The sequence below is a fragment of the Tistlia consotensis USBA 355 genome, from assembly GCF_900177295.1.
Taxonomy (GTDB): domain Bacteria; phylum Pseudomonadota; class Alphaproteobacteria; order Kiloniellales; family DSM-21159; genus Tistlia; species Tistlia consotensis.
This window is the reverse complement of sequence record NZ_FWZX01000026.1, coordinates 86,730-99,572: the sequence shown is the minus strand read 5'-3', so window position 1 is coordinate 99,572 and position 12,843 is coordinate 86,730. Positions and strand designations below refer to the sequence as shown.

Below are 12,843 nucleotides of genomic sequence, written 5' to 3'. Positions count from 1 at the left end.
CCTCGAACGTCTTGCGCCGGCCGGCGGCGGCGTCGCCCGCGGCCTGGAGCGCGCCCTTCGTCGGGTCCAGGCCGAGGTTGCGGAGATCGACGAAGGCGCTGGTCACCTCGCCGAGCTGGAACGGCGTCTTGGCGGCGAAGTCCGAGACCCAGTCCATGGCCACCTTGGCCTTCTCGGACGATCCCTCGATGGTCTCCAGGACCGCCCGGAAGCTCTCGAACTCGGTGGCCGTGTCGAGGAACTGGCTCTTGAAGAGGAACAGCCCGCCGAGGGCCGACCCGCCGCTCAAGAGCGCCAGGCGCCCGCCGACCTGGCCGAGCGCCCCGGCGAGGCCGCGCGCCCGTTCGGTAATGCCGCCGAGCGCCGCCGAGACACGGCCGAGGCCGGCGGCCTCGCCGAAGCGGCCGAGGGCGCCGTTCACCCGCCGCACCGGCTCGGTCAGGCGGTCGATCTGGCTCTGAATGCGCCGGACCGGGGCTGTGAAACGGTCGGCCAATTCGAAGATGACAGAGAGCTTCATCTGGCTCATGTCGCGTACCCCTCGCTTTCGGCCCGCTCGGCCCGCAGCCGAGCTACCAGGCCGTCGATTTCAGCCATTGCCTCTTCGGCCGTGAGCCTGCGCGCGGTCAGGGTCATGATCGCCTCCCTGATGGCCGCCATCTCGCCGTCCGTGAGCCCGGCCGGTATCCGCAGGCCGGCGGCCCACAGCATCTCCAAGGCACTCACCACAGCCCGGCCTCCCTGCCCAGCACATCCAGGATACCGGCGATCGTCTCCTCGGCCGCCGCCGCGTCCTGGCCGGTCAGCCGCGCCAGCGTCGCTCTCGACAGCCCGGTCATCATCGTGGAGACCGCCCACGCCCGGCTCTTCTTGGTCGGGCGGCGGCGGCCGGCCCGGCGCACCTCCGCGAGTGACGGATGCCGCACCCGCAGCTCGGTGACGAGCTGCCCCGCGTCGTCGCGGATCGGGTTCCGCAGGGGGATGACCGTTTCCGTCATGTGCCAGCTCCACTTGGGGGAGGGGCCGGAGCGGCAGCACCCGCTCCGGCCCCCGGTACCGGCCGGGGAACGCCGTCAGAAACCCCGGCCATCGATCACCGCGCCTCGGTGCAAGCAGGAAGGCGAAAACCGACTTGCCCGGCGCGGTGACGATCCGCCTGCGATCAGCCCGCCTGTGATCAGGCGAGCCAGGCCGACACGACCGGCTTGGCCGTGCCGTTCCACTCGTTCTGGATAGCGACCGACTGCGGCGCCGCCGGGTCGCCGACCATGACCGTCTCGACCCGCGTGCCGTTGTTGAGCAGCCGCAGGGCGGCGCCCTCCAGCGCGGGCGGCACGACCAGCGTGTTCGGCTTGATGCCGAGCGGCCGGCCCTCGTCGCCGGTCATCTCCATCATCGCCTGGCGCGCGGCCTCGTAGTTGTCCGCGGTGAGCGCGGCCTTGGAGGCGAAGGCGAGCTGCCACAGGCCGAAGCCGGCGTTCGCCCGCGCGGCCACGCCGTAGATGTACTCGTTGCGCATGAAGACGTTCTCGTCCTCCTCGCGGTCGAGCCGGGCCAGCTTGTAGTCGCGGCGCGGCTGGAACAGCAGGGGCTTGATCGCCCGGCTGCCGTCGAGCAGGAACCACGGCGTCTCGGCGCCGGCCTGGACGTTGCTGACGCTCTGCGCCTGGCCGTCCGGACCCTTGACCGGATGGTCGCTGTCGAAGAAGAACCGGCCGTCGTAGCCCTTGGTCTCGAAGCCCTTGGCGAGCAGCGCGAATACCAGCTCGTCCGGATGCTCCGCCGCCGAGCGGCCCATCTCCTGGAACAGCGGATCGAAGATCCCGTACTGGTCGTCTTCGATCTTGTTGCGGTGCACGGAGATCGTGCTCTCGAAGTCCTTGTTCTCGATCGCGTAGCTGTGCGCGGCCAGGTTCCGGATGACGCGGTCTCCGACCCACTCGCGCAGCTTCGGGAACTGGCCGAGCCAGCCGTAGGTGTTCCCGCTGGTGATGCTCGGAACGATCATCGCGACGTCGCGGTAGTGGCTCTCGGCGCCCTCGAAGCCCTTGTTGAACGAGACGTTGAAGCCCTCGAAGAGGGTGCGGATGTTGGCGGCGTTGATGAGCATGGACGGTCAGCCTTCCCGGTTCCTGGTGAACTCCTCGGGCGTGTGCCCGAGGGCGGCGCAGACGGCGCGCTCGGTGTCGTCGAGGGCACTGCCGCCGGGGCTCCAGCCCTTGGGCGGCAGGGCGGTGGCCGGCCCCGGCTCGAAGAGCTGGCGGATCGCGGGGCCGGTCTTCGCCATGAAGCCGTCGAAGGCCGGCTTGTTGACGCTGCACAGGTTGACGCCCCACTCCCGCAGGAAGGGCGCCAGGCGGCCGGCCGTGATCTCCCGGTCCACCGCGATCTCCGCGGCCTGGACCGAGACGCCCTGGTTGACGCGGTTCAGCTCGGCGGCCAGGCGCTCGAACTCGCCGATCGGCACGTAGTGGGCCGGGTCCGGCGCGGCCGACTGCGCGGCCGTCACGGCGTTCTTGAGTTCGGCGAGGATCGCCGAGGCGTCGGCATCGTCCGGCAGCCCCAGGGCCGCGCGGAGCTGCCGCATGAACTCTTCCATGTCCATGGTGGACGGGTCTCCGTTGCGTTGCTGTTGGGAGGCGAGGGCGGTCAGCTCCAGGTTCGGCACGTTGGTCAGGCCGGCGCGGAGCAGGTTGGTGATCGTGCCGTCCTTCCGGTGCCGGAAGACCGGCGACAGGTAGCGGTACTCGCGCGCCCAGATCGACGCGGCGGCACGCTCGGTCCAGGCGACCAGGCCCCAGATCCCGTCCGCGCGCGCCTGCAGGCCCTTGATCCAGCCTGCCGCCGGGGCCGGACGGCCTTCCGGTGCGGCCTTGTCCAGGGCGTGGTCGTAGTCGATCGGGATCTGCGCCGTCCCGGCGTAGCGGCGCGCGGCCTCGATCACGGCCGCCGCGTCGGTCAGGCGGTAGGGGCCGCGCCCGTCGCGGCCGGAGAAGGTGCCGGCCGGGATCAGGTGCACCCACTGCTCATAGGGTTTCGCGGTCGGCGTGGCATGGAGGGCGATGACGGAAGAGGCGGTGATCAGCACGTCGGCTTCCTCCCGCCGGTCCTGGCAAGGACGTAGCGCACGCCCCGCTCCGTCAAGCCGTAGCGGCGCGCCATCTCGCCAGTCGAGACACCGTCCTCCCTGAGTTCTGCAAACTTTTCCGGCCGGTATATCGATACAAGACTGCTATAGGAGGGAAGTTCGATGTAGTCGCGATGGTAGTGATCGTAGAGTGCTGCCGCCTTTTCCTCACCGACAAGCTCGATGAGCTTTCTGTACCCGTTAAATCTGGATACATATATCTTCGAACCGCCGAATGCATCGATCAGGGCGAACAGACCTTCGTATCCGACGATTGAAAAGATGTTGGAGGTTGTTTCTCCCATCGGCATCGGCAGCTTGTTCGGCTGCTGCAGGTAAAACGCCAGCAGCTCGCCTCGGGTAATTCCCGGCGCGACTAGAACATCCCGGTTCGCCTCGTCTTTCTCTTCCATGACCTGAAACAGTTCCGCCTGACACGCCGATAATGTTCGTGCCAACGACCCAAAGTCAGAGGAAGACATTCCGGTGTGTGGTGCGGGATCCATGCTGCTCGGCAGCGCGGCGCCGAAGGGTGTTGGAGGGCAGTGCGCGCGGAAGCGCCTGGAAGGCCCGTGAGCGCCGCGGAGGGGGTGAAGGCTACCCCGGCAGCCTCTTGGGGCCAGATCGCCGCGTAGCCCCGTTTAAGGACCGTTTAACGGCGATCCTGGAAGCCGCCGGTCCTTGCGACCGTCGCGGCGGGCTCTCTGGGGGCCTCGCCGATGTGGCCGGCGTGCCACCGGGCACCGGTTGGCGGGGCCACATCCCGACCGATGCCGTCGTCGACCGGATCATGGCGCCGTCCGGCCGGCCGGGCAAGGGCAGCCCCGACGAGAAAGGGCGGCCGGTCGCCGGCCGCCCTCTCCCCGCCCGCGACGCAGGCCGTCAGGCCGGCAGCCCGATCCCCAGCGCCGCCAGCGTCTCGCGCGCCTCCGCGTAGCTCGGGCAGCGCACGTCCGGCGGCAGGCGGTCCGCCAGCCGCTCGACCGCCGCTTCCAGGGTGCTCGCCTCGCGCCGCTTGAGCATGCGCATCAGCGGCAGCACCCACTGCGGCGCCGTCCGGCTCGGCGCCGGCGCGACCGCCGGGCCGGCCGGCAGGCTCGGCGCCGTGCCGGCGATCGGCGCGACCTGGCGCCGCTCGGTGACGATCCGCTTGACCAGGTCGTCGAACGCCGCCGCCGGCAGCGTCGTCACGTGGTACTCGCAGCGGAAGCCGCTCCGCGCCGGCACCTCCCGGAAGCGCCAGCCGCGCTGCCGGGCCGCCCGGTTGATGCCCTGGCGCGTCGCCGGCAGGCCGGGCAGGCCCAAGGCCGCCAGCTCGGCGGCGCTGAACCACTCCTTCAGGCCCGCCTTGTGGCGCAGCACCTGGATGACGACGGCCTCGAGGAAGTGCATGCGCCGGTTGACGTAGGCCCACTCGTCGGCGCCGACCGTCACGGTCAGGGGAAAGTCGTTGTCCCGCATCTCTTGCCCTCCAAAGGGAAAGGCGGGCCGCAGGGGCCCGCCTTCAGGTGGCTCGCTCGGCTGGCTTCAGCCGGCGGCGGCGCGGCGGCGGCGCGACGGCTTGCGCTGCGGCGCCGGCTCTTCCGCCGGGGCCGCCTCGGCGGCGTCGAGCTTCGGATAGGTCTCCGCCTCGGCCGCCTTCGCCGCTTCCAGCCGGTCGAGCGCCGCGCGGGCCGTCCTCCCCGCACGGCCACGCCGCCGGGCGCGCGCATGCTCCCCGGCGGCCTCGGCCGCCATCTCGGCCCGGGCGACCCGCTTGACCTCTTCGAAGAACTCCTCCGTGCTCATGCCGCGACCAGCCGGCTCCTCGGCCTCGCCGTCGAGCGCCTGCTCCAGCGCGCGGCGGGCCCCGAAGAAGTCCTCGCGCGCCTCGTCGGCCGCCTCCTGGACGGTCGCCGCGATCGACCGGGACAGCACGAACAGGCCGTGCCGTTCGTCGTCGTCGAGCATGCCGAGGTCGTTCGCGGTGGCCAGCAGCGTCCCCATCAGGCGGACGGAGCAGGCCGCGTCGTGCAGCTGGTCGAGGAAGTCGGTGAATTCGCGCAGCCCGAGGCTGCTGAGAGAGCTGGTCATGTCGGTCTCCTCTTTGCGTGCTTTCGAAGGCACCGGCCCGAATGGCTCGGGCAGCCGGGAGTTCGAAACCGCAAAGAGGCACGGCGCGACGGCTTTTAGGCTTTCGCCCTGGACATCTGCCGCCGCCTCCCGGCCTCGCCGTGGCAAGGGCCACGCTAAGCCGAACGACCAACAAAAAAGCACCGTTCGACGGCCTGTCGCCGTCCGGCGGTGCGTTCCGCCTCTTTGGTGGGTTTCGACGCCCACGAACAAGGTAGGCTACGCCTGCGACTCCGTCAACTCGGCGGGAACCGCTTCCGCTTGCCGGTAGCGTCTTGCCGGCGCCGCCGTGCAGCGCTCGCGTCAGAGTTCGAACGCGCTCGCATGGAATGACGAACATCCGCAATGTGTTGCGAACGTTGACCTTTTCGGAACTCTGACGGCCAGAGTTCGGGTATGCGCCTTCGGTCAGAGTTCGGCCGATGAACTCTGACCGAAGGCGTCAACCCACGGGTGAGGCGGCGCCAGTTTACCGGTCCGGTCAAGCCGGATTTTCGGTTCCCACTTAAACTGGGAACGGCGTTCCGGTCTTATCTTGTTTAGTGTCGTTTTATCAATGGCTTATGAGAAGTGGGAACGCACTGCGGCACGCGATGCAGCCGTTCCCGGTTTCCGATCCGAACCGGTAACCCGGCTCAGAGAGGTGTAGGCGTGTTTCAAAAACCGGTCTGAGGCTGCGAAGGCGGCTGGTGTCGCAAAGACCGCAGGCGTCAACCCACGGGTGAGCCGGCAGCCGCTGCGCGCGATCTTCGCCGTTCAGCGACCGTCGGAACGGTGAAGATCGCCCATCCCAGATCGCGCTGAAAATACAATGACTTCGCGCCGCTGAATCAGTTCAGCGGGCCTTGTGCATGCGGTTCAGCGGCCTTCCTTGCGGCTGAACCGGGCTCGGCGGCCTTCCCGGTCACACCTCGCCGCGGGCGATGACGCATTGTCGATTCTCTATCGCGTTGATATTGCGAGAGAATGTCGAGGTGTGACCGGGAACTCAGGTGTGACGTCTCCGGTCACACCTGGCGAACCGAGCTGTGACCGGAACGCCACCACCACCATGGAGAGAAGAATGGCGAGTTGAAGGGAGACTCCAGGCATTCAAGTTTTTCGGAGTTAGAGAGGGAACCCGTTGATTAGGTGTCCGAATTTATGATTCTGCATCAACGACTTAATGAACTCCGAAATAAGATGAATGGTCCGATGCTCGATTTCGGAGTTCCATTCATCTTCTCCGAACTTACATGAATGCCGGGAGCCGGTTTTCTGACCCGGTTTGGTTGCTCTCGGCGACCTGTTAAACGGTGTGTTTAATACCTCCAACCGAGGGCACCTTCATTTACGCTTCAATCGGGTCGGCATCGCGCCCCGCTATCGCCAACTACATGAAATCCTTGATGAAAGCGCCGTCTGTAAAGCGTTAGGCGCCAACCACGCCTCGTTTAACGGTCACCGATCGGGACCGTAAAATTTGCGTTGCGCGCTCACCGTTGCGCAGCCTTGCAGGCGAGTTGCTCAGGAAGTCGCCATGGAGTCTCAAATCTCGCGCCGAAAATGACCAGTTCTGCCGAAAACTGCGCATTTGGTGTCAAATCGACGATCGCGTAAGTCACTGTTTAGAATGCTGTTTCGCCAACGCCCAGGTCTCAAAGCGATCACCTCCCCACACTGACAAGATGGCCAGCGCACCGGTCGGGCTGTCTGACGGCTTGCCTCTCGCCGTTCAGATGGTCGGCCGAGCCTTCGACGAGGCGACCGTTCTGCGAACCGCCCAGGCCCTCGAGCAGCTGGCCGCCTGGGCCGAGATCACCCTCCCCCTGCTCTGAGCGCCTTGCTCCGACCGGCGGCACGTGACTCGTTTCTCGCTGGGCCATCGGCGCGCCGAGAGCGGAGCCGTCTTCTTCGAGGGCGTCGTCGAGCGCGGGAGGGTCGGCTGGCGGGCCGGCCGGTCCAGGCGCTGCGCCGGGAGAATCACATCCAGAGGCTCTTCATTCTTGCGCACGCGTTGAAGTGCCTCTACTTTTCTATGAGGGGTTGTGGTGGCGCGTCTGCCAGTCGTTCGGGGGCAACATGGCACGCGAAGAGGTGCACACCTCGCCGGGCGATCCGGTCGAGACCAGCGCCGCCGATGGCGCACAGACCGGGACGCCGGGGCGGGAGATCCTCGTCGAGGACCGGCGGCGGCCCTGGCTGGCTCCGGCGGTCGCCTGCGCTGTGGCGGCCGCGCTGCTGCTGCTCCTCCTCGTTCCCGGCGTCCTGCTCTATCCAGGAGAGACCGCCGGCCTGGCTGACAGGCAGCTCGCCGACATGCAGCGCGAGACCAACCGCAGCCTCGAGGAGCGCATCGGCCAGCTGCAGGGCCTGGCCGACGGGGCCGTGTGCCACGACGCGGGGACACTCTATGGTCGTGCCCCGGGCGGCTACGGCCTGACCCCGATGGCAGCGCCGCCGGGCGCCGCCGATCCCTCGCCGCGCACCCTGCCGCTGCCTGCGGAAGCGCGGGCGCGTGCCGGCGACGCGACCGAGACTCTGGTCGACCTGCTCGACGCCGCGACGGCCTTCGTGGTGTCGGGTGATCCGTCGGGCGAGGGCTATGCCACCGGCAGCGGCTTCTTCATCTCGCCGACGCTGGTGGTCACCAACCTCCATGTCGTCGGCGAGGCACCCGGAGCCCGGACCTTCGTGCTGGCGCGCGGGCTGGGCGGACCGACCGCGGCCAAGGTCGTGGCGCGCTCGCCGAACCACGAGATCGGCCGGCCCGACTTCGCGGTGCTCTCGATCGAGGCGCCGGGCGCGTCGGCGTCGCTTGCCCTCAACACCGACGTCCGGCGCCTCGAAGACGTCATCGCCGCGGGCTTCCCGGGCCTGGTCGTCGACACCGACGAACGCTTCGCCCGCCTGAAGGAGGGCGACATGTCGGCGATGCCGACGGTCTCGTTCACCGAGGGGGTCATCACTGCGCTCCAGCGGCCGGCCGGCGCCGCGCTGATCCTGCACAGCGCGGCCGTCTCGCCGGGCAACAGCGGCGGCCCCCTGGTCGACCGCTGCGGCCGCGTCGTCGGGGTCAACACCTTCGTGCGATCGGAAGAGACCTATCGGCGCATGAACTACGCCCTGGCGGCGGCAGAGCTCGAGACCTTCCTGAAGGACCACGCGATCGATGCGTCTGAGAGCCGCGGGCCCTGCGGGCCCGCCGGTCCGAGCGCGCCCCCGGCGGAGCCCACGCACCCGGCTGCGGCCCCGCCGGCCGGGACGGCGGAATGAGCCGCGACAGCATCGTCGAGACCAGTCTGGTCGGGCTGCGGCCGGTTGGCATCGACGGGCGCCGGACGCTCGATGCCTGGGATCAGATGGTCGCCTTCATCGAGGCCGATCCCGAACTCGGCCCGGAGCATGCCCGGCTCTTCGCCGAGCCGGTCGCCGAAGGCAGCGATGCCGTGGAGTGGTATCGCCCGGCGGGCCTCGAGGGCGAGGCCGTGCCGCTCGAGGACCTCGAGGAGGACCGACAGGACCAGACGCGGCTGCGGGCGCGCAGCCTGAGCGAGGCATTGCGCGCTCGCGCCGACGTCCTGCGGGCGAGCCCGAAGGAAGAGCTGCGCCGCATGGGCGAGACGCTGAACTCGGCGCTCCTGCTGCCCGCCGAGCGGCCGATCCTCTACGACGTCGGCGGCCAGCCCGTGCTGATCAACTGGGGCACGCTCAACGACCTGCCGGATCCGCCGCTGGCCGTGCTCCAGGACTATCTGCGCGCCAAGCCGCCGCCGGTGGAGCCGGCGCCGCTCAAGCCGCCGCCCTTGCCGCCGCCGGCCACTGCCGCCGAGCCGGCCGGCCAGCTGCTGGCCAGCACGCTGGTGATCACGGAGCGCTGGAGCTGGTGGAATCTGCTCTGGCTGCTGTTCGCGCTGCTGATCGCCCTGCTGTTGTTCCTGTTCTTCTTCGGCTGTGGCCTGGGCCTGCCGCTCGGGCGGGGCCTGATCGACTATTGCCCGCGAACCCTGCTTGCGACGCCCGCCCTCGCCGACGAGCGGGCCCGAGGCAACGCCCTGCAGGCCGAGATGGAGCGTCTGCAGGCCACGCTGCGGGACCTGCCGCCCTGCTCGGCGCGGGCGCACGCGGACGCGGCGGGCGACGCGCCGCCGCCACCGGGCGAGCCCGACAGCTTCGACCGGGCGCTGGAGGGCGTCCGCCCCCGCGACAGGGGCGAGATCCTGGTGACGCTGATCTGGGAGGCGGCCGGCTATCCGGATCTCGACCTGAAGGTGGTCTGCCCCGACGGCAGCGTCATCACCTACAACCACCGCTCGTCCTGCGGCGGCCTGCTCGACGTCGATGCCAACGGCGGCGACGACCGCCGCGACAGCCCGGTCGAGAACATCTACTGGGAGGCGGGCCGCGCGGGGCCGGGCAAATACCGCGTCTTCGTCGACAACTACAAGGGACGCGGCGCCGGCGTGTCGCCGGTGCCGTTCCGTCTGCGGGTCAAGATCGGCGACGAGGCCAAGGTCTACGAGGGCCGGGTCGCGCCGAGTGGCGCGGGCGACTACGTGGCGTCTTTCACGCTGGAATAGCGGAGCGTCGGGCAGTGTCGCGCATAGCAGGGGGGAGGGTCGGCCGGGCGAGATGTTGAAGCAGCTCATCGACTTCCAGGATGTCGTCACGCTGATGCCGAACAGCGGCATCCAGATGCTGGACTTCGGGCTCGACTTGGCCCGGCCCGCCGTCGCCCGGCTGTCTCGCTCGTTCTGGCCGGAGGTCCGCAGCGAGCTGGACAGCGACGGACGGCGCATCGTCCGGCTGCACCCCCTCGAGGAGCGCGAGGAGGGGCTGGTCTGGATCTCCGAGCAGGCTCCGGGCGGCCGGGTCGTGCCGGAGGACGAGGTCGCCGCCTACCGGGCCGCCAACGCCCTCTCGGTGTTCTCGGGCGAGTGGCTGCCGATGCCCTTCCTGCGGCGCCGGCTCAGCGAGGACGGCAGCGGCGAGGCCTACGACTACGGCCCGGCCGGCTGGTGCCGGGGCCGCGTCGCCACGCTCGCCGAGCCGGACGGGCAGGGCAACAGCCACCGGGTGACACTGGCCTTCGACACCACACTCGGCCCGGCCAAGCAGAAGGACGCGCCCTACCTGGCGCCCGAGCCACGGGATTCCTCCGACCCGGTCGAGTTCCAGCTGGCCTGCGACCCGCTCAAGATCGGCTTCTTCGTCGAGGCAGAGCCGGTGCGCCGCTGGCTACGCGATGCTTATCTGCGTTGCCTGTCGCGCCTGCGCGGGCGCGGCTACCGCGAGGACGACATCGAGCCCGGCGAGTTCTGGGGCCAGTATCTGGTCCTGCTCGAGGCGATCGCCGCCGGCTGCCGGCCGCCGCGCATCAAGCTGCTGGACACCGTCACCGATCCCGAGCACGCCGAGCCGATCGGCGTCGACCTGGTCATCGACGTCGGCAACAGCCGGACCTGCGGCATCCTGATCGAGCGCGGCCGTGGCCGCGACCAGATCGACCTCAGCCAGGTCGCACGCCTCGAGCTGCGCGATCTGACCCGGCCCGAGTTCGTCTACTCGGAGCCCTTCGAGACCTGGATCGAGTTCTCACCTGCCCAGTTCGGCAGTCCGGCCCACGCCCGTCGGGTCAGCCGAAAGAACGCCTTCTGGTGGCCAAGCCTGGTGCGAGTCGGGCCCGAGGCGACCTGGCTCGCGGCCCAGTCCGACGGCACCGAAGGCATCACCGGCCTGTCCAGCCCGAAGCGCTATCTCTGGGATGTCGCCGCGCGGCCGCAGCCCTGGTCGAACACGCGCGGCCTGACGCCGCGGGGCGAGGATCCGCCCGAGATCAAGGGCCCGATGGTCGCGCAACTCACCGAGCAGGGCGATTCGGTCGCCTCCGGCCTGGGGACGGTCGGCACCTCGCCGCGCTATTCGCGCAGCTCGCTGTACACGCTGATGCTGGTCGAGCTGCTGTCGCACGCCCTGGTGCAGATCAACTCACCGGCCCTGCGCAGCCAGCGAACCAATCGCAATGTCCCGCGGCGCCTCGACAACGTCATCATGACGCTGCCGTCGGCGACCTCCCTGGCCGAGCAGAAGCTGTTGAGAAGGCGGGCCGAGAGCGCCTGCCAGCTGATCTGGAAGATCATGGGCTGGGCCGCGGACGATCCGCTGCACAGGAAGCCGACGGTCAAGATGGACTGGGACGAGGCGACCTGCACCCATCTCGTCTATCTTCACAACGAGATCAACCACAAGTACCAGGGCGAGCCCGCCGAGCTGTTCGGGCTGATCGGCCAAGGGCGCCGGGGCGACTTCGGCGGGCCGGCCCTGCGCGTCGCCAGCATCGACATCGGCGGCGGCACCACCGACCTGATGGTCATCCAGCACGAGGTCGAGGGGCGGCGCATTGTCCATCCGCGGCAGATGTTCCGCGAGGGCTTCCGGCTGGCCGGAGACGATCTGGTCAAGGTCGTCATCGAGGACTGCGTGCTGCCGCGCTTCGCCGATGCGCTGCGCGCCTCGGGCCTGGCCAACCCGGCCGAACTGCTGACCGATCTGTTCGGCGGCGACCGGGACGTCATGTCCCAGCAGGACCGGACCCTGAGGGCGACCTTCGTGAACCAGGTGTTCACGCCGATCGCGGTCAGCTTGCTGAACCTCTACGAGAGCACCGACGACCGTCGCACGGCGGCGCCGGAGACGCGCAGGGTGTCGGAGCTGATCCGTGCCGAGCATTGGCCGCAGCCCCACGTGGTCGCCTACCTCGAGGGCGAGGCGCGCCGGCGGGGCGCCACGGACTTCTCGCTCTACGACCTGGCGATCGTCATGGATCCCGCGGAGATGGCCAATGTCACCCTGTCGGTGCTGGGAACCATGCTCGACGACCTCTGCGACGTCGTGCGCTTCTACGGCTGCGACCTGCTGCTGCTGAGCGGCCGTCCGTCGCGGCTGCCGGTGGTCCGCGAGCGCCTGCACTCGCAGCTGCCGCTGCCGCCGCACCACGTGATCGCGATGCATCGCTACCAGGTCGGCCCCTGGTACCCGTTCCGGGCGAGCAACTACCGGATCAGCGATCCCAAGACCACGGCGGCCGTCGGGGCCATGCTCTGCCTGGCCTGCGAGGGCCGGATGGAGGGCTTCTACATGAAGTCGAGCGAGCTCCGTATGCACTCGACCGCCCGCTACATCGGCATGATGAACCAGCGCGGCGAGATCACCGACGACAACGTCCTGCTCGAGAACATCGACCTGGAGACCGGCCGGGGCGTCGTCGGCTTTGACCTCACCATGGAGGGGCCGACCTTCATCGGCTTCCGTCAGCTGCCGATCGCGCGCTGGAGGACGACGCCGCTCTACTACGTCAGCTACCGCAATCCGGAGCGGGCGGCGCGCACGCTGCAGCCGCCGATCAAGGTGCGCTTCGAGCGGCAGACCGTCGACGACAACGAGGCCGTTCTGGAGGACTTCAAGCAGGTCGATGCGACCGACGCGCTCGGCACCGTCTGCACCAACCAGATCATCTTCCGCCTGCAGACGCTGAAGACCGAACAGGGGGCCGAGGCGGGCTACTGGCTCGACAGTGGGATCCTCAGAACGCCGCACCAGGGATGACGGCGGAGGCCGCGGCCGGT

Annotated in this window: 12 protein-coding genes; 4 read left to right on the top strand and 8 right to left on the bottom strand. The window is 69.1% G+C overall.

Translation table 11 applies throughout. The annotated features are described in order from the left end of the window. The 8 genes from B9O00_RS24390 to B9O00_RS24360 form a co-directional block, all read right to left on the bottom strand. Positions 1–529 (bottom strand): tape measure protein (locus B9O00_RS24390; protein WP_200808549.1); only part of this gene is annotated, 529 nt, incomplete at its 3' end. Continuing rightward, complete coding sequence (locus B9O00_RS24385; protein ID WP_143598799.1) at positions 526–726, bottom strand: hypothetical protein; 201 nt, start codon at positions 724–726, stop codon at positions 526–528. The genes B9O00_RS24385 and B9O00_RS24390, both read right to left, overlap by 4 nt. After that, entirely contained in the window at positions 723–998 is a 276-nt protein-coding gene (locus B9O00_RS24380) for a phage tail assembly protein (RefSeq protein WP_085123962.1), read from the bottom strand. Before B9O00_RS24380 ends, B9O00_RS24385 begins: the two co-directional genes overlap by 4 nt. A gap of 179 nt (positions 999–1,177) precedes the next feature. Then, a complete protein-coding gene (locus B9O00_RS24375; protein ID WP_085123961.1) occupies positions 1,178–2,110 on the bottom strand; it encodes a Mu-like prophage major head subunit gpT family protein in 933 nt (310 codons plus the stop codon). A gap of 6 nt (positions 2,111–2,116) precedes the next feature. Then, positions 2,117–3,088: a phage protease gene (locus B9O00_RS24370; RefSeq protein ID WP_159460244.1), complete on the bottom strand. Its 972-nt coding sequence runs from the start codon at positions 3,086–3,088 to the stop codon at positions 2,117–2,119. Then, entirely contained in the window at positions 3,082–3,540 is a 459-nt protein-coding gene (locus B9O00_RS33175; protein ID WP_159460243.1) for a hypothetical protein, read from the bottom strand. Before B9O00_RS33175 ends, B9O00_RS24370 begins: the two co-directional genes overlap by 7 nt. A gap of 469 nt (positions 3,541–4,009) precedes the next feature. After that, positions 4,010–4,588 (bottom strand): DNA-binding protein, encoded by a 579-nt coding sequence (locus tag B9O00_RS32700; RefSeq protein WP_179243957.1) that lies wholly within the window; start codon positions 4,586–4,588, stop codon positions 4,010–4,012. 66 nt (positions 4,589–4,654) lie between these two features. Next, positions 4,655–5,200, bottom strand: a complete 546-nt coding sequence (locus B9O00_RS24360) for a hypothetical protein (protein ID WP_085123959.1) — start codon at positions 5,198–5,200, stop codon at positions 4,655–4,657. Positions 5,201–6,906: 1,706 nt separating this feature from the next. Between B9O00_RS24360 and B9O00_RS33170 the strand changes: the two genes are divergently transcribed. From B9O00_RS33170 to B9O00_RS24350, 4 genes are all read left to right on the top strand, one after another. Then, positions 6,907–7,056 (top strand): hypothetical protein, encoded by a 150-nt coding sequence (locus B9O00_RS33170; protein WP_159460317.1) that lies wholly within the window; start codon positions 6,907–6,909, stop codon positions 7,054–7,056. 244 nt (positions 7,057–7,300) lie between these two features. Further along, positions 7,301–8,494, top strand: coding sequence for a S1 family peptidase (locus B9O00_RS24355; RefSeq protein ID WP_085125346.1), 1,194 nt, complete (start codon positions 7,301–7,303; stop codon positions 8,492–8,494). Further along, positions 8,491–9,798 (top strand): DUF2135 domain-containing protein, encoded by a 1,308-nt coding sequence (locus B9O00_RS33165; RefSeq protein ID WP_159460316.1) that lies wholly within the window; start codon positions 8,491–8,493, stop codon positions 9,796–9,798. The genes B9O00_RS24355 and B9O00_RS33165 overlap by 4 nt, the downstream gene beginning before the upstream one ends. A 52-nt stretch (positions 9,799–9,850) precedes the next feature. Beyond that, positions 9,851–12,823 (top strand): virulence factor SrfB, encoded by a 2,973-nt coding sequence (locus tag B9O00_RS24350; protein ID WP_159460315.1) that lies wholly within the window; start codon positions 9,851–9,853, stop codon positions 12,821–12,823. The last annotated feature ends 20 nt before the right edge of the window (positions 12,824–12,843 follow it).